Source organism: Granulicoccus phenolivorans DSM 17626 = NBRC 107789 = JCM 15570 (genome assembly GCF_000423085.1).
Taxonomy (GTDB): Bacteria; Actinomycetota; Actinomycetes; order Propionibacteriales; family Propionibacteriaceae; genus Granulicoccus; species Granulicoccus phenolivorans.
Genome location: NZ_AUHH01000024.1, coordinates 50,603 through 65,561, shown reverse-complemented (window position 1 = coordinate 65,561; position 14,959 = coordinate 50,603). Strand labels below are relative to the sequence as shown.

The window sequence follows — 14,959 nt, the reverse complement described above, 5'->3', positions numbered from 1 at the left end:
GCCCTGATGAAGAAGGGCCTGATCTATTCCGGGGAACGGGGTCGGATCGCGTTCACCGTGCCGCACTTCGGACGGTACTTGCGCGCCCAGGGATGATGGGGTGACGGTCCTGCGACAGCACTTCCTGGGGGCCTTCCCCGGATGAACCGGCCGTCTGCGAAAGGGTGGACGATGACCGAGTCGATAGATCGGGATGAGGTTTCGGAGGGCTGGCTGGGTGGCCGGGTCCGCGCGTGGCGGTGGGTGGTGCTCGGGGTGGCACTGTTCGCCGTGTCGATCGGGCTGGGGCTTGTCGCCCGATCGTGGGGGGTGCTGACCCCGGAGATCCTGCCGGACGAGGCGATGGCCCGACACCGCGACGGCGTACTGGACGCGCTGGCGCAGGCGGTGAACTACGGAATCGGCCCGGTGGGTGCCATTGTCCTGCTCATCGTGGTGTGTCTGTGGCTGTTCCTGCGCGGCCGGCGCCTGGACGCGGCCCGCTTCGGGTCGGTCACCGTGGTGGTCTGGCTCGGTGCCGCGGCCGCCAAGATCATCGTGCCGCGACTGCGTCCCCCGGCCGATGCGGTGCATCCGCTGGCTGTGGAGGCGCTTCCCGACAGCTTTCCCAGTGGCCACACCGCCTTTGCCCTGGCTCTCGGCCTGGCGGTCTTCCTGGTCCTCACTCGCACCCGGGCCCAGCGCTGGGCGGTGGCCGTGATCGGCCTGCTGTTCGCGGTCGGGGTCGGCCTGGCCCGGCTCTACCTGGGGGTGCACTACCCCAGTGACGTCATCGCTCCGTTCCTGATCTCGGCCGCGATGGTCCTGATCTGGCTGCCGATCTGGAACCGGACCATCGAGCCGCGGGTCCGGCCGCTGCTGGAGAGTCCGCGCTGGTCGCTCAGCCGGCGCGGTGTCGCAACCGGCGAATCCGGGCCCGGGCAATCGGCAGGCGTGCCCAGCTGAGCAGCAGGCCGACCGCCAGGAACCCGACGACGCCCATCCCGGCCCACCGGGCATCGGGTGGGCCGACCAGCCCGGCGATGGAGGATCCGAGCAGCCACAGCCAGCCGAGCCCGAGCAGGCCCGCCCAGACCGCGGCGATGACTTCGCGTCGCGGGAAACCGCGCAGGAACCGTGCCCCTCGCTGGGGCAACGCGGCCCGGAGCGGTTTCAGGCCCACGCTGCCGACCACCACGGCGCCGAGCAGGACGACCACCGTCCACAGCAGGGGCGCCACGCCACCGAGGGATGCGGCGATCCCGTAGCCGAGGAACCCGACCAGCAGCACCCAGTGCAGCCACCGGATCGTGCCGACCACGCGCTGATCGAGCAGGAACACCGGTGTCCCCGCCTGGGGGCTGTCGGCCAGGACCTGGGCCATCCCGCGGCTGCCGGCGGTCCAGTCGCCGCGCTGGATCGCCTGGCCGGCGAGGTTGTGTTTGGCGCCATGGTGCTCGGGGTCGAGTTCGAGCGCTTTGCGGTACGCGCGCGTCGCCTCGGTCGGGTTCGCGTCATGCAGGACGTAGCCCATCGCGAAGTGGTTGTCGGCGGTGTGCGGATCACGCCGCAGGGCTTCCGCGGCGGCGGCGTACGCCTCGTCGGCGCGGCCCAGGTCGGAGAGCACCTGGGCCAGCCGCTGCGGCGGGTCGGCGTCCTCGCGGTCCAGTTGGGTCGCGGTCCGCAGCGGCTCGACGGCGTCCTGCGGGCGGCCCAGTTGATGCAGCGCCATCCCCAGGAACAGGTACCCGCCGTAGACCTCCGGCGCCAGGGCGATCGCCTGCAGCGCATGCTGCCGGCCCTCGTCGGGGCGACCCGCGACGAGGTGGGCGCGCGCCAGGCAGATCTCGATCGGCCCGGCCGCATCGGGGTGGGCCCGCAGCAGGTGCAGCAGCAGGTCCATGGCCTGCCGGTCGCGGCCCAGCCCGACCAGTTCGTTGGCCCGCTGGAGTTGCTGTCCGAGATCTGTGCTCACAGCAGCTTGTTCTGCTTCATGTACGCCGCGAGTTCGGCGTACTCCCCGCTCGGGTCGGCGTAGGTCACCACGTTGCGGGCCGTGTCGAACCAGGGCCGCGCCGACGGGCGGATCTGCTTGAGCGCGGTGGTGAGATCCTTCATCCCGATCATCCGCGGGCGGCCGGAGCGTACCGAATCGATCATGGCCAGTTCGGCGGCGCTCTCGCACAGGTGGGTGAGGTCGGCACCGGTGAAGCCGTCGGTGTCGCGGGCCAGCCGGGCCAGGTTGATGCCCTCGACCGGGCGCCGGGAGAGGTTGTGCTGCAGGATCGCGGCGCGGGCCGGCTCGTCGGGCGGCAGCACGAGGACGGTCCGGTCCAGTCGCCCGGGTCGGCGCAGCGCCGGATCCACATCCCAGGGCGTATTGGTCGCCGCCAGCACGAAGACCCCCTCGTTCTCCGAGCCGACGCCGTCGAGTTCCTGGAGCAGTTGGTTGACCACATTGCGCAGGCCGCCGGACACGCTCTGGGTGCGTTTGTGCCCGATCGCATCGATCTCGTCGAGGAACAGCACCGCGGGCGCGGAGCGGCGGGCCAGTTGGAACAGTTCGTGCAGGTTGCCCTCGGACTGCCCGAGGTACATGTCCAGCACGTCCGCCAGGGTCACGTTGATGAAGCCGGCCCCCATCTCACCGGCGACCGCGCGGGCGAGGAAGGTCTTGCCACAGCCGGGCGGGCCGTACAGCAGCAACCCGCCGCGCAGGCTCTTGCCGTACAGCTGACGCAGTTCGGGATTGCGCATCGGCGCCAGGAAGGAGATCTCCAGGCGTTCCTTCACCTGCTGCATCCCGCCCACATCCGCGAGGGTGACCCCGGCCCGCTCCACCTCCCACACGTCCTCCGGCGGAACGTGCGCGGGCGCCCCGTCGGCCAGCGACTCGGTCCGGGTCGGGTCGTCGGTCACGAACATCTGTCCGGGACCGTCGCGGAATTGTTCCTCGGCGGCCGACCAACTGAACGTCGGATCGGTCCCGTCACCGGCGGCGGACCCGCCGGGCGCCTGGGCCGCCGGCCCGGTGGGCGCCTGGGGCGCGGGCGCGGTGGGGCCGGGGTGCGGTGGCGCAGCTGCGGGCGGCTCGGGCGTCGGGTGCTGCTGCGCGAAGGCCCGGCCCATCACTTCGTGGGCCTGGACGCTGCTCGGATCGTGCTGCAGGGCGACCGCACACTGTTGGACGGCCTCCGGCCCGCGACCGTCGGCGAGAAGCAGCTCGGCGAGGTGCAGCCGCAGCGGCACATCGGCGGGCCGCGCGTCCACGGCGTACAGCAGCGACTCGATCAGGGGATTGGCCATGCCGCACATGCTAATCGGCCGGGGGCCGGATCGGCCGGTTCCGGCTGCGCCGCCGGGCCCCCGCCGGATCTGCGGCCGGAAGACCCTGACCATATCTACTGGACGCGCTGCGGCGGGCTTCGGTGCGCGCGTAACGTCAGCAGGTATGAACGTGCCGCACCGCACAGCGGGCAACGAGGGTCCGGCCGCGGCCGACCTGGACTCGATTCCCGGCCTGAGCGCCGCGGAGGTCGCCGACCGCGTTGCCGCCGGCCAGGTCAACGACATTCCCGACCGGGCCAGTCGCACGGTCGGGGAGATCGTGCGCGGCAACGTGTTCACCCGGTTCAACGCGATCTTTGCCATCCTGGCCGCGATCGTGATCTCCACCGGCTACCTGCTGGACGCCCTGTTCGCGATCATCATCGTTGCCAACTCGTTGGTCGGCATCATCCAGGAGGTCCGCGCCAAACGGACCCTGGACCGGCTGGCGATCACCGGGGAGGCCCATCCGCGGGTACGCAGGGACGGCCGGGTGAGCGAACTCCCGCCGCACGAGATCGTGCTGGGCGACGTGATCGAGCTCGGCCCCGGGGACCAGGCGGTGGTCGACGGGGAGGTGCTGGCCGCCGAGGGCCTGGAACTGGACGAGTCGCTGCTGACCGGCGAAGCCGATCCGGTCCCCGCCGCGCCGGGGGCCTCGGTCCTGTCCGGGGCCTTCGTGACCGCCGGCTGGGGCCTGTACCGGGCCACGACCGTCGGGCGGGAGGCGTACGCGGCCCGGCTCGAGGCTGAAGCGGCCAAGTTCACCCTGGTGAACTCCGAACTGCGCACCGGCATCAACCAGATCCTGAAGGTGATCACCTGGCTGCTCATCCCGGCCGGCGCGCTGTCGATCTACAACCAGCTCACCGACGGGCAGCCGCTGTCGGACGCCCTGCGCGGGATGGTCGGCGCCCTGGTCCCGATGGTGCCCGAGGGCCTGATCCTGCTCACCACCGTCGCGTTCGCGGTCGGGGTGATCCGACTGGGTCGACGCAACTGTCTGATCAACGAGCTGCCGGCCATCGAGACCCTGGCGCGGGTGGACGTGGTCTGCGCGGACAAGACCGGCACCCTCACCGAGAACGCCATGGTGCTCAGCGAGCTGCGCGAGGTCGCCCCCGCCGACCCGAGCGAGGACCCCGCCGTGGCGCTGGCCGCGCTGGCCGCCGACGACCCGCGCCCGAATGCGAGCATGCTGGCCATCGCCGCGGCGTACCCCGACTCCCCCGGCTGGACCGCTGTCGCGACGCTGCCGTTCTCCTCGGCGCGCAAGTACGGCGGGATCGACTTCGCCGAGCACGGGGTCTGGCTGCTGGGCGCCCCGGATGTGTTGCTGCCCACCGGGGACGCGGTCCGGGCCGAGGCCGAGGAGCTCGGCGCCAGCGGTTTGCGGGTCCTGCTGCTGGCCCGGGCCGACAGTCTCCCGAACAGTGCGCCCGGGGCGGACCTGCCGCCGCTGCGTCCGGTCGCGCTGGTCGTCCTCGATCAGAAGGTACGCCCCGACGCGCGCACCACCCTCGACTTCTTCGCCGAACAGGATGTCCGGGTCAACGTGATCTCCGGCGACAACGCGACCTCGGTCGGCGCGGTCGCCCGGCACCTCGCCCTGCCCGGGGCGGACCATCCGGTCGATGCGCGCACCCTGCCCACCGACACCGAGGAACTGGCCGACGCCATTGCCGACCGCACCGTGTTCGGCCGGGTCAGCCCGGCGCAGAAGCGCAGCATCGTACGCGGGCTGCAGTCCCGCGGGCACACCGTCGCGATGACCGGCGACGGGGTCAACGACGTGCTCGCCCTCAAGGACGCCGACATCGGCGTCGCGATGGGCGCCGGCAGCCCGGCCGCGCGGGCGGTGGCGCAGATCGTGCTGCTGGACAACAAGTTCGCCACCCTCCCGCACGTGGTCAACGAGGGCCGCCGGGTGATCGGGAACATCGAGCGGGTGGCGGTGCTGTTCCTGACCAAGACGGTGTACTCGGTGCTGCTCGCCTTCCTGGTGGGCATCCCGGGGCTGATCGGGCTGGGCGCGCTGCCGTACCCGTTCCTGCCGCGCCATGTGACGATCACCGCCTGGTTCACCATCGGGCTGCCCAGCTTCATCCTGTCGCTGGCCCCCAACCACGAGCGCGCCCGGCCCGGGTTCGTCGGCCGGGTGATGCGGATGTCGATCCCGTCCGGGGTGGTGATCGCGGTCGCCTGCTTCGTCTGCTACCTGCTGGTGCACCCCTCGGTGGTCGCCGGCACCACCACCCAGGTGCAAGCGAGTACGTCGGCGCTGATCACCCTGATCACCATCGCGTTGTGGGTGCTGGCGATGGTGGCCCGTCCATACGCGTGGTGGAAGGCGCTGCTGGTGGTGCTGATGATGGCCGGCTCGTTCGCGATGTTCGCGCTGCCGCTCACCCGGCAGGTGTTCCAGCTCGACCCGACCAACTGGCCGCACACCTGGCTGGCGCTCGGGCTCGCGGCGATCGGGATCGTGGTGGTGGAACTGACCTGGCTGATCGAGGCCCGGTTCCCGAAGGGTCGGACCCTGGCCACCGGCGGGTGAGGGTGCATTGGGCATGATGGGCCCATGGCCTACCACGATGTGTCCGAGATCACTGTCCGTCGGCGAGCCGGAGCGGGGCGTACGCGATGAAGCACCGGATCGCCCGCTCCCGGCAGATCGCGGAGGTGCTGAGCCGGAACGGCCTGCGCGCCCTGGCGATCGAGTCCGGGCTGAGCACGTGGCTGCCGTTCGGCCCCGACAACGACGACGATCAGGCCGCGCAGAGTGGCAACATCCGGCCGGAACTGCTGGTGACGATCCTGACCGAGCTGGGCACCGTGTACGTCAAGCTGGGTCAGGTGCTGTCGATGCGGCGCGATCTGCTGCCGCCGGAATACTGTGATGCCCTGGCGAGTCTGACCGATTCGACCCCGGCGGTCCCGGTCGCCGAGATCAAGCAGATCATCGCCGATGAGTTCGACGCCGATCCGGAGACCCTGTTCCCCACCTTCAACGACGAACCGCTCGGCTCGGCCTCGGTCGGCCAGGTCCACGCCGCGGTCCTGCCGAGCGGGCAGGCCGCGGTGGTGAAGGTACGCAAACCCGGGGTGACCGAGACCGTCGAGGATGATCTGGCCCTGCTCGGCGACCTGGTCCGGACCCTCGAACGCCACAACGCGGAGATGAAGGAGATAGGCCTGGTCGCGATTTTCGAGGAGTTCGCCACCAACCTGCGCGCCGAGGTCGACCTGACCACCGAGGCGCGGGTCTGCACCGACATGGCCGACCGGTTCGCCGACGATCCGACGATCCACGTGCCCTGGATCGACGCGTCGCTGACCACCTCGCGGGTGGTGACCCAGGAGAAGGTGGGCGGGCTGCGCCCCGACGATCCGGCGGCGCTCACCGCGGCCGGGGTCGACCCGACCGTGGTGGCCCGGACCTATGTGGACGCCCTGATGCGGATGGTGTTCGAGTTCGGCCAGTTCCACGCCGACCCGCACGCGGGAAACGTGTTCGTCCAACCGGACAACACCGTGACGTTCATCGACTGGGGCATGGTCGGCGAACTGAGCGACCGGGACCAGGAGCGGCTGATGGGCGTGGTCGGCGCGTTCGCCGCCCGCAACGACACCCTCCTGCTGTCGGCGCTGCTCAATCTGGCCCCGCCGCGGCATCACCTGGACAAGGACAAGCTGCGCAACGATGTGAGCGACCTGGTCGACAAGCTGCGCGCCAACAAGCTGCAGGACATCTCGATAGTCGAACTCGCCGAGGATCTCACGACCATTTCGCGGGAGCACGGGCTCAACTTCTCCCCCGACCTCTCCCTGCTGCTGCGGATGCTCACCGTCAGCGACGGGCTGACCCGGATCCTCGACCCGAACCTGTCGATGATGGAGATCGCCAACGATCACGCCCGGCGGTATCTCCAGCGCCGGCTGGAGCCGCAGCGGCTGACCGAGTGGGTCGAGCAGCAGCTCGGTGAGCAGGTGGTGTTCAGCCATGACCTACCGGCCCAACTGCGCCGGATCCTGGAGCGGGTCGAGTCCGGCGAGGTGGAGGTCAATGTCCGCGACGACGTCCTCAATGCCTCTCTGGATCGACTGGACCGCCTCACCACCCGGTTGGTCACCGGGATGGTGGTGTCGGCCGGGATGATCGCGTCCACCCTGCTGGTGCTCGCCCGCAAGCGGCACCGGGACTGAGGCGGGGCCGGGGCTGGGAATGGGGCGAGCCTGTCGGGGTCAGCCGATGTACTGGGCCAGGCCGAGCAGAATCCCCTCCGGGCCGCGGACGTAGCACAGCCGGTAGACGTTCTCGTAGTTGACGACCTCGCCGACCAGGGTCGCGCCCCGGTCGGCGAGCCGGACCAGGGTGGCGTCGAGGTCGTCGAGTTCGAACATCACCCGGAGGTAGCCCAGGGCGTTCACCGGGGCCTGCCGGTGGTCGGCGATCACGTCCGGTTCGAGGTAGCGGGAGAGTTCGAGTTTGCCGTGGCCGTCGGGCGTACGCAGCATGGCGATCTCGACACGCTGACCGGCGACCCCGGTGACCCGCCCGGACCACTCCCCTTCGATCGTCATCCGGTTCTCGAGTTCGAGGCCGAGGTCGGTGAAGAAGTCGATGGCCGCGGTGAGATCGGCGACGACGATGCCGACGTTGTCCATTCGGATCGCCATCGCTCAGCCCACCGCGTCGCCGGTGAGGTGGCGGCCGAGGTTGGTCAGCGCCTCGGCCCAGCCGTCGAAGACGAAGCCGTCGCCGGGGGTGCCGGCGAAGCCGCGCAGGTGGAACACCAGGTCGGTGCCCGACCCGTGCTCGGTGAAGGTGAGGGTGATCACCGGGGTCCCGGCGACCGGGGCATCGGGATCGCCCCAGGTGAACACCAGGCGTCGGTACGGGTCGATCTCGAGGTACTCCCCGCCGGTCGGATACTGCTCGCCGGTTTCGTCGTTGGTCATGGTGTAGCGGTACCGGCCGCCGACCCGGACGTCACAGGAGACGCCGGCCGAGGACACCCCCGCCGGGTGCAGCCAGTGCGCGAGTTCGGCCGCGTCGGTCCAGGCCCGCCAGACCAGTTCGGGCGGTGCGGCGAGGGTGCGGGTGATCGTGAACTCGGCGTCGGTGTCGAGGGTGGTGTCTGTGCTGGTCATTGCTCTGCCTCCGGGGCTGGGTGGTGGGTCGGTGGGGTCTGCAGGGTTTCCAGGTGGGCCTCGAGCGCGTCCAGCCGCAGATTCCACTCGCGGCGCTGCCGCTCCACCCAGGCCGAGGCCGCATCCAGGGGCTCGGCCTGCAGCGTGAGGGTGCGCCACTGGGCGTGGGCGGTTCGGGTGACCAGTCCCGCGCGTTCCAGCACCTTGAGGTGCTGGGAGATCGCCGGGGCACTCATCGCGAACGGTTCGGCCACTTCGCCGACGGTTGCGGGCCCCTGGGCGAGTCTGGTCAGGATCTCGCGCCGGGTGGGATCGGCCAGTGCCCCGAAGACGAGGCTCAGGGAATCCGTAGCAACCATTTCACCGATTCCTTAATAAAGGAGATACTTCATTAGTACGCCGGTCGGGCCCGGAAGTCAACCCCCTTCGGCGGACTGTTCCGCAGCCTGCTCGGCCCGCCGGAGCAGGTAGCGACGTTCGGTGTCGTTGCCGGTCAGTTCGGCGGCAGCGCGGTACTCCTGGGCGGCGCGGTCGTGGTCCCCGAGCCGGTCGAGCAAGTGGGCGCGGACCGCATGGGTGCGCCCGGCGATCAACGGCTCGGCCCCAAGCCCGTGGTCGCGTTCGAGTTGCCCGAGCAGGGCCAGCCCGCGGCCCGGGCCGAAGGCGTGGGCGACGGCGACCACCCGGGCCAGGCGTACCGGAGCTGTCGGCTGGAGCTGCTCCAACCACAGGTAGAGCGCGGCGATCTGCGGCCAGTCGGTGTCGGCGGCGGTCGCGGCCCGGGCGTGGGTGGCGGCGATGGCGGCCTGGAGTTGGTAGGGGCCGACGTGCTCGGGCCGCCACACCCCGTCGATCAGGGCGCGGCCCTCGGCGATCAGTGCCCGGTCCCAGGCGGCCCGGTCCTGGTCGGGCAGGGTGACCAGTTCGTGCGCCGGGTCGGTGCGCGCGGCCCGCCGGGCGTCGGTGAGCAGCATCAGCGCCAGCAGGCCGGCCGCCTCGGCGTCGTCGGGCAGCAGGGCGTACAGCAGGCGGGTGAGCCGGATGGCCTCGGCGGTGAGGTCGGTGCGGGTGAGTCGGTCGCCGGTGGTGGCGGTGTAGCCCTCGTTGAAGATCAGGTAGAGCACGCGCAGCACCGCCGCCACGCGGGTGCGCAGGTCCGCCTCGTCGCGGATCGCGAAGCGGGCACCGGCCCGGTGCAGGGTCTGCTTGGCCCGGCTGATCCGGGTGCCCATCGTCGCCTCGGTGGTGCCGTACGCGTGGGCGATCTCGGCGGTGGTGAGTCCCCCGACCGCGCGGAGGGTGAGGGCGACCCGGGAGACCTCGCTGAGTGCGGGGTGGCAGCACAGCAGCAGTAGGTGCAGGCTGTCGTCCCGATCGGTCGGGGCGGGGCCGGGTGGCCTGGGATCGAGCAGGTCCGGGTCGCCGTGGGCCAGTTCCAGCTCGCGGCGGTGGGTCGCCTGTTCGGAGCGCAGCAGGTCGATCATCCGGCGATAGGCGACCCGGATCAGCCAACTGCGCGGCTGCTCGGGCAGCCCGTCGGCGGCCCATTGGGTCGCGGCGGTGATCAGCGCCTCCTGGACCGCGTCCTCGGCGAGCGCGAAGCGGCCGAACCGGCGGACCAGAGCCCCGAGCACGTGCGGTGTTTCGGTACGCAGCACGTGCTCGAGGGATTCGGCGTCCGCCGGGGTCGGCACCGGAGTCATCCGGCGTAGTCGTCGCCCATGATCGGCCGGATCTCGATCGGCTCGCCGAGGATCTCGACGACGCGGGCGACGATGTCGCGGGCGCGTTCCTGGTTGGCGACATCGATGATCGCGAAGCTGGCGAGTACCTCTTTCAGTTCGGCGAAGGGGCCGTCGGTGGCGACCACCCCGGCGTCGGTGCGGCGGACGGTGGTGGTGACGGCCGGATGGCCGAGTCCCTCGCTGAGCACGAACTCACCGCTCGCCACCAGTTCGGCCTCGAACTGCTGATAGACGGCGTACGCGGCCAGGGCTTCTTCGTTCGGGGCGTCGGCGGTCGCGGCATCCCAGGCCGCAGCGGGGGTGTACGCCAACAGTAGATACTTCATCTCGGTCTCCTCGGTGGCGGTCCGGATCCACGCTACGCCGCTCGGCGCAGCGCCAGGGCGTACCCGGTGACCCAGGTGTAGGCGATCAGACCGGTGGCGGCGACCTGGATGCTCGCCCCGGTCGGCGAGACCGGCAGCAGCAGGACGAGCGCGACCAGGCCGTCGGCGATCGAGGCGGCGACGTTGCGGGCCCGGATGTGGCGGACCAGCGCGGTGATGCAGGCGCCGGCCAGGGCGGTGAAGGCCACCGCGGCGGCGGTGCTGTGCACGATCGAGTGCCATGACAGGTCGACCGGGCCGGCCGGGGCGCCGATCGGGAAACCGAGTTGCGGATCCATCGGGAAGATTCCGGCGGCGGCGATCCCGGCCCCGAAGATGCTCAGGAACACCGGCACCAGGCGCCGGCCGATGCCGGTGGGCCGCATCCGGCGGTACGCGACCGCCAGGGCGAGGAAGCCCAGTCCAGCGAGGACGAAGGTGAGTTGCTGGATCCAGCCGGGACCACCGGTCGCGAGTTGGCTGAGCGGATGGATGCGGAGGTCGAAGCCGGGACGGGCCAGCGCCTGGACCGTCGAGGAGACGAAGAAGAAGGGGCCGGCCAGGGCGGCGGCGGTGAGCAGCGTTCGGGTGCGCGGGCGGGCGCGGTCGGTGCGCGGCGTGGAGGTGCGGGCGGCGGTACGGGCGGTGGTGGTCATGGCGATCTCCTGACTCGGGATGCGCCGTCGGTGCGGCGGCGGTTACCGGTACCTCGGAGCGGGCGGACCGCTTTCGACATGGCCTCGGGTGGGATGTACTTTCGCGCTGATCGGCAACCTCCTACGGTGCTGCTATGGCCTTCATCCGTACGCCGGCGCCCGCCGGCCCCCGTTCCCCCGGCGTCCGCCGATGATCGACGTTCTGCAGGGGTTCTTCGTCATCTGGGTGGTCATTCTGACCGGCCTGCTGACCGCCCATTTCGGGATTCTCGGCGAGCAGGCGCAGCGCGGGTTGAGCCGGATCGCGTTCCTGCTGGCGATGCCGTGTCTGATGTTCGGGCTGGTCTCGCGTACCGACATCAACCGGCTGTTCCACACCAACATCCTGGTCTCGGTGCTGGCGGTGGTGATCTCGGCCGGGCTGTACTTTCTGATTTCGCTGCGCTGGAAGCGGACGCTGTCGGCGCGGATCATCGGAATGTACGGGGCGAGCTACCAGAACGCCAACAACATGGGTGTGCCGATCGCGGCGTACGTGCTGGGCGATACCTCGTGGGTGGCGCCGCTGTTGCTGCTGCAGTTGCTGATCCTGCAGCCGCTCGGGCTGACCGTGCTGGATGCGCGCAAGGCCAAGCGGGACGGGAAACCGGTCTCCTGGGCGCGGAATCTGACCCTGCCGTTGCGGAATCCGCTGACGGTGGCGAGCCTGCTCGGGCTGATCGTGAACCTGGCCGGCTGGAAGGTGCCGCAGCTGCTGATGGATCCGATCGAGCTGATCGCGGGGATGGCGGTGCCGTCGATGCTGCTGGCCTTCGGGATCGCGCTGCGGCTGTCGCCGCTGCCGAAGCTGGTGGACCTGGCCGAGGTCGGGGTGATTTCGGTGTTGAAGCTGCTGGTGATGCCGATCAGCGCGTTGCTGTTGGCGCACTTCGTGTTCCGGCTGGATCCGGTGGTGACCCTGGCGGTGACGGTGATGGCGGGGCTGCCGACCGCGCAGAACGTGTTCATCTTCGCGATGCGCTATGAGCAGTCGGTACGCCTGGCCCGGGATGTGGTGACCGTGACGTCGGTGGCCTCGGTCCCGTGTCTGATGGGCGTGGTGGCGCTGGCCCGGGTGCTGACCGGCGGGTAGGCGCGTACGGTCAGGCCGGTTCGCGGACCATCGCCCAGAACGGCGGAATTCCGCGCCGGTCGACGAAGCGGTGGACCCGGAAGCCGAACCGCTCGTAGAAGCCCGGATTGTGCGGGTTGAACGTCTCCAGGTAGACCGGCAGGCCCGCGGCGTCGGCGCGGGCCAGGCCGGTGCGGACCAACCGGCTGCCGAATCCCTGATGGGCGTGGTCCGGGTCGACGCCGAGCAGGGCGAGGTAGATGTGCTCGCGGCCGGCCATCACCGAGTTGGCGGTGGATTCGACGAAGCGTTCGGTGTTCAGCAGGCGGTACAGCGCGGCCGGGCCCAGGCGCAGGGCGGCCTGGCCGAGCCCGGTGCGGAAGGCATCGAGGAGGTCGGTGGTCGCCCTGGTGCGGGGCAGCCAGGTGGCCGAGCCGATGCCGTCGGTGATGTCGTTGGTGCCGTGGGCGGTGCCGGTGTTGAGCATTCCGGCGTACACCCCCGCGGCGAGCGCCGGACGTCTGCTCGGGCTGGGTTCGACGAACTGCATCCAGGGGTCGTGGTGGAAGGCCCGGGCCAGGATCTCCGCCGGGCCCGGGGTCGTCGCAGTGACGGTCATCGACTCAGTCTAGGTTTTCCGGCCGCGGCGGGCGGCCGGAGTTTTCCGGATCTTCGGCGCTCAGGCGGCCATGCCGTGGTGCTCGACCACGTCGGCGGCGATCTGGCGGACCAGCACCGGCGTCCGCAGGGACTTGCCGATCCGGTAGTTCAGGGTGACGGTCTCGCCCCCGGCCAGACCGGAGATCTGGACGTCGGTGGTGACCCGGCCGCGCCGGTCCTGGCTGGCGGTGACCCGGGCCCAGTGCGGGCGGACGACGAAATCGTCAACCTTGAAGGCGGGGGCGTCGAACAGGTCCACGACGGTGTCGATGCCGTTGTCGGTGACGAACGCGCTGGCGATCGGGGTGACGTTGTCGTTGTCGGTCGCGAAATCAGTGGGCATGATGACCTCCTGGTTGGCAGCAGGTGCTGCGCGGGTGTGGGTTGACGGTCATCGTTGTCCGGCCGCCCATGGGGAGCGGCATATTCCATAGTGCGCCGGACTCGGCGTACACCCAAGTCGCGTTCCTGAGACAGGGACGCGGCAGAGCCCTCAGACCTTGAGGGAGACCTCGTGCCAGCCGTCCGGGCCGGGGAGCCGGTCGGCCTCGATCGGGCCCCAGGTGTGCTTGTAGTAGGGCAGCGGGCGGGTCTCCTGGTCCAGGATCTCGTCGACGATCCGCCATTCCTCACTGATCGTGTCCTCCCGGGCGAACCGGTGGCGGGCGCCGCTCATCGCGTCATCGAGCAGCCGTTCGTACGCTTCGCGGCGTTGTCCGAGCGCGGAGGCGAAGTCCACATCGAGGCCGACCTCCCGGGTCACAGTCTGTTTGCCCGGAGATTTGGCCTGCATCGCCAGCGTGACCCCGTCGCTGTGGCCCAGCCGCAGATGGATCCGGTTGGCCTTGGGTACGGTGGCACCCTCCCCGGCGAACAGCATCCGCGGTGGGCGGTGGAACTCGAGGATGGCTTCGGTGGCGGCGCCGGGCAGGTATTTGCCGGCGCGCAGGTAGAATGGCACCCCGGCCCAGCGCCAGGAGTCGATGGTCAGCTTGGTCGCCACGAAGGTCTCGGTCCGGGACTGGTCGGCGACCCCGTCCTCGTCGAGGTAGCCGACGTACTGACCCAGCACGGTGTCCTCGGGACGCAACGGGGCGCACTGTTTCAGGACCCGGACCTCCTCGTCGCGGTAGGAGTCGGCGTCCTCGGAGATCGGCGGTTCCATCGCCAGCAGGGTGACGGTTTGCAGGAGGTGGTTCTGCAGGACGTCGCGGACGGTCCCGACGTTGTCGAAGAAGCCCGCCCGGCCCTCGGTGCCGAACCCTTCGGCGAAGGTGACCTGGACGCTCTTGACGTACTGGCGCGACCACAGCGGTTCGAGCAGGGTGTTCGCGAAGCGGAAGGCGAGCAGCCCCTCCACCGATTCCTTGCCGAGGTAGTGATCGATGCGGAAGATGCGGTCCTGGTCGAAGGCGCCGGAGAGGGTTTGGTTGAGTTCCCGGGCGGAGGCGCGGTCGCGGCCGAACGGCTTCTCCACCACCAGACGGCTGCGTTCGGCCAGGCCGGACTCGCGCAGCCCGTCGATCACCGACGGGAAGATCGACGGCGGGATCGCGAGGTAGATCACCGGTATCTGGGCGCCGGTGAGCATGCCGGCCAGCCGGGTGTACGTCTCCGGATCGCCGTACTCGCCGGAGAGGTACTGCAGGCGGCCGAGCAGGTCCTGCAGGACCGCGTCGTCGGTGTCGGCGCCGACGGACTGCTGGATCGCCGCGGCGGCGTACTCCCGGAGGGTGGTGTCGTCCCAGGCGGAGCGGGCGACCCCGATCACGGGGCAATCCAGGCCGCCGTGGTCGGCCAGATGGTAGAGCGCCGGGAAGAGCTTTTTCTTGGCCAGGTCGCCGGTGGCGCCGAACATAACGACCGCGTCGGACCTGGGATTCATGGCTGGCTCCTTGCCGATTCGGGCGGGCCGGCCTCGGCCCGGGACCTCCGCGTACGCCGGGCGTGGCGGCCGCGGGG

The 14,959-nt window shown here is 70.5% G+C and carries 15 protein-coding genes; 4 read left to right on the top strand and 11 right to left on the bottom strand.

The annotated features are described in order from the left end of the window. Positions 1-171: 171 nt before the first annotated feature. Positions 172-945: a phosphatase PAP2 family protein gene (locus G531_RS24615; protein ID WP_051215365.1), complete on the top strand. Its 774-nt coding sequence runs from the start codon at positions 172-174 to the stop codon at positions 943-945. Here G531_RS24615 and G531_RS24610 read toward each other — a convergent pair. Beyond that, positions 881-1,954, bottom strand: a complete 1,074-nt coding sequence (locus G531_RS24610) for a tetratricopeptide repeat protein (protein ID WP_026927309.1) — start codon at positions 1,952-1,954, stop codon at positions 881-883. The two genes, G531_RS24615 and G531_RS24610, sit on opposite strands and share 65 nt — an antisense overlap. Next, positions 1,951-3,285, bottom strand: coding sequence for an ATP-binding protein (locus G531_RS0111060; RefSeq protein ID WP_026927308.1), 1,335 nt, complete (start codon positions 3,283-3,285; stop codon positions 1,951-1,953). Before G531_RS0111060 ends, G531_RS24610 begins: the two co-directional genes overlap by 4 nt. A 151-nt stretch (positions 3,286-3,436) precedes the next feature. Here G531_RS0111060 and G531_RS0111055 point away from each other — a divergent pair, with 151 nt between their 5' ends. Together G531_RS0111055 and G531_RS21950 are read left to right on the top strand one after the other, a co-directional pair. Continuing rightward, positions 3,437-5,863 (top strand): HAD-IC family P-type ATPase, encoded by a 2,427-nt coding sequence (locus G531_RS0111055; RefSeq protein ID WP_245630460.1) that lies wholly within the window; start codon positions 3,437-3,439, stop codon positions 5,861-5,863. 86 nt (positions 5,864-5,949) lie between these two features. Further along, positions 5,950-7,512, top strand: coding sequence for an ABC1 kinase family protein (locus G531_RS21950; protein WP_081684042.1), 1,563 nt, complete (start codon positions 5,950-5,952; stop codon positions 7,510-7,512). 39 nt (positions 7,513-7,551) lie between these two features. Here the strand turns inward: G531_RS21950 and G531_RS0111045 are convergent, their stop codons facing one another. Genes G531_RS0111045 through G531_RS0111020 form a run of 6 tightly spaced genes read right to left on the bottom strand, consistent with a single transcriptional unit; the run spans position 7,552 to position 11,226 of the window. Further along, positions 7,552-7,986 carry a VOC family protein gene (locus G531_RS0111045; protein ID WP_026927306.1) on the bottom strand — a complete coding sequence of 145 codons (435 nt, stop codon included), beginning with the start codon at positions 7,984-7,986 and terminating at the stop codon, positions 7,552-7,554. Positions 7,987-7,989: 3 nt separating this feature from the next. Beyond that, positions 7,990-8,460 carry an SRPBCC family protein gene (locus tag G531_RS0111040; protein ID WP_026927305.1) on the bottom strand — a complete coding sequence of 157 codons (471 nt, stop codon included), beginning with the start codon at positions 8,458-8,460 and terminating at the stop codon, positions 7,990-7,992. Further along, on the bottom strand, positions 8,457-8,819 hold the full coding sequence (locus G531_RS21945; protein ID WP_035758559.1) for an ArsR/SmtB family transcription factor: 363 nt from the start codon (positions 8,817-8,819) through the stop codon (positions 8,457-8,459). Before G531_RS21945 ends, G531_RS0111040 begins: the two co-directional genes overlap by 4 nt. A 57-nt stretch (positions 8,820-8,876) precedes the next feature. Next, positions 8,877-10,163 carry an RNA polymerase sigma factor gene (locus G531_RS0111030; RefSeq protein WP_051215364.1) on the bottom strand — a complete coding sequence of 429 codons (1,287 nt, stop codon included), beginning with the start codon at positions 10,161-10,163 and terminating at the stop codon, positions 8,877-8,879. Then, positions 10,160-10,531: a YciI family protein gene (locus G531_RS0111025; RefSeq protein ID WP_026927303.1), complete on the bottom strand. Its 372-nt coding sequence runs from the start codon at positions 10,529-10,531 to the stop codon at positions 10,160-10,162. The genes G531_RS0111030 and G531_RS0111025 overlap by 4 nt, the downstream gene beginning before the upstream one ends. 32 nt (positions 10,532-10,563) lie before the next feature. Next, positions 10,564-11,226, bottom strand: coding sequence for a DUF998 domain-containing protein (locus G531_RS0111020; RefSeq protein WP_035758558.1), 663 nt, complete (start codon positions 11,224-11,226; stop codon positions 10,564-10,566). 190 nt (positions 11,227-11,416) lie between these two features. Between G531_RS0111020 and G531_RS0111015 the strand changes: the two genes are divergently transcribed. Then, the gene (locus G531_RS0111015) at positions 11,417-12,358 is read left to right on the top strand and encodes an AEC family transporter (RefSeq protein WP_026927301.1); all 942 of its coding nucleotides are present in this window, start codon (positions 11,417-11,419) and stop codon (positions 12,356-12,358) included. A 10-nt stretch (positions 12,359-12,368) separates the two neighbouring features. Here G531_RS0111015 and G531_RS24605 read toward each other — a convergent pair whose 3' ends face one another. From G531_RS24605 to zwf, 3 genes are all read right to left on the bottom strand, one after another. Beyond that, entirely contained in the window at positions 12,369-12,956 is a 588-nt protein-coding gene (locus G531_RS24605; protein ID WP_051215363.1) for a GNAT family N-acetyltransferase, read from the bottom strand. 60 nt (positions 12,957-13,016) lie between these two features. Beyond that, positions 13,017-13,340, bottom strand: coding sequence for a hypothetical protein (locus G531_RS0111005; RefSeq protein WP_026927300.1), 324 nt, complete (start codon positions 13,338-13,340; stop codon positions 13,017-13,019). Positions 13,341-13,490: 150 nt separating this feature from the next. Then, positions 13,491-14,882: a glucose-6-phosphate dehydrogenase gene (gene zwf / locus G531_RS0111000; RefSeq protein ID WP_026927299.1), complete on the bottom strand. Its 1,392-nt coding sequence runs from the start codon at positions 14,880-14,882 to the stop codon at positions 13,491-13,493. Positions 14,883-14,959 lie beyond the last annotated feature (77 nt).

What these genes read in the sequence shown, in the direction of transcription:
- G531_RS24615 (WP_051215365.1), top strand. Translation starts at nt 172, where the DNA reads ATGACCGAGTCGATAGATCGGGATGAGGTTTCGGAGGGCTGGCTGGGT.
- G531_RS0111060 (WP_026927308.1), bottom strand. Translation starts at nt 3,285, where the DNA reads ATGGCCAATCCCCTGATCGAGTCGCTGCTGTACGCCGTGGACGCGCGG.
- G531_RS21950 (WP_081684042.1), top strand. Translation starts at nt 5,950, where the DNA reads ATGAAGCACCGGATCGCCCGCTCCCGGCAGATCGCGGAGGTGCTGAGC.
- G531_RS0111045 (WP_026927306.1), bottom strand. Translation starts at nt 7,986, where the DNA reads ATGGCGATCCGAATGGACAACGTCGGCATCGTCGTCGCCGATCTCACC.
- G531_RS0111040 (WP_026927305.1), bottom strand. Translation starts at nt 8,460, where the DNA reads ATGACCAGCACAGACACCACCCTCGACACCGACGCCGAGTTCACGATC.
- G531_RS21945 (WP_035758559.1), bottom strand. Translation starts at nt 8,819, where the DNA reads ATGGTTGCTACGGATTCCCTGAGCCTCGTCTTCGGGGCACTGGCCGAT.
- G531_RS0111030 (WP_051215364.1), bottom strand. Translation starts at nt 10,163, where the DNA reads ATGACTCCGGTGCCGACCCCGGCGGACGCCGAATCCCTCGAGCACGTG.
- G531_RS0111025 (WP_026927303.1), bottom strand. Translation starts at nt 10,531, where the DNA reads ATGAAGTATCTACTGTTGGCGTACACCCCCGCTGCGGCCTGGGATGCC.
- G531_RS0111020 (WP_035758558.1), bottom strand. Translation starts at nt 11,226, where the DNA reads ATGACCACCACCGCCCGTACCGCCGCCCGCACCTCCACGCCGCGCACC.
- G531_RS0111015 (WP_026927301.1), top strand. Translation starts at nt 11,417, where the DNA reads ATGATCGACGTTCTGCAGGGGTTCTTCGTCATCTGGGTGGTCATTCTG.
- G531_RS24605 (WP_051215363.1), bottom strand. Translation starts at nt 12,956, where the DNA reads ATGACCGTCACTGCGACGACCCCGGGCCCGGCGGAGATCCTGGCCCGG.
- G531_RS0111005 (WP_026927300.1), bottom strand. Translation starts at nt 13,340, where the DNA reads ATGCCCACTGATTTCGCGACCGACAACGACAACGTCACCCCGATCGCC.
- zwf (WP_026927299.1), bottom strand. Translation starts at nt 14,882, where the DNA reads ATGAATCCCAGGTCCGACGCGGTCGTTATGTTCGGCGCCACCGGCGAC.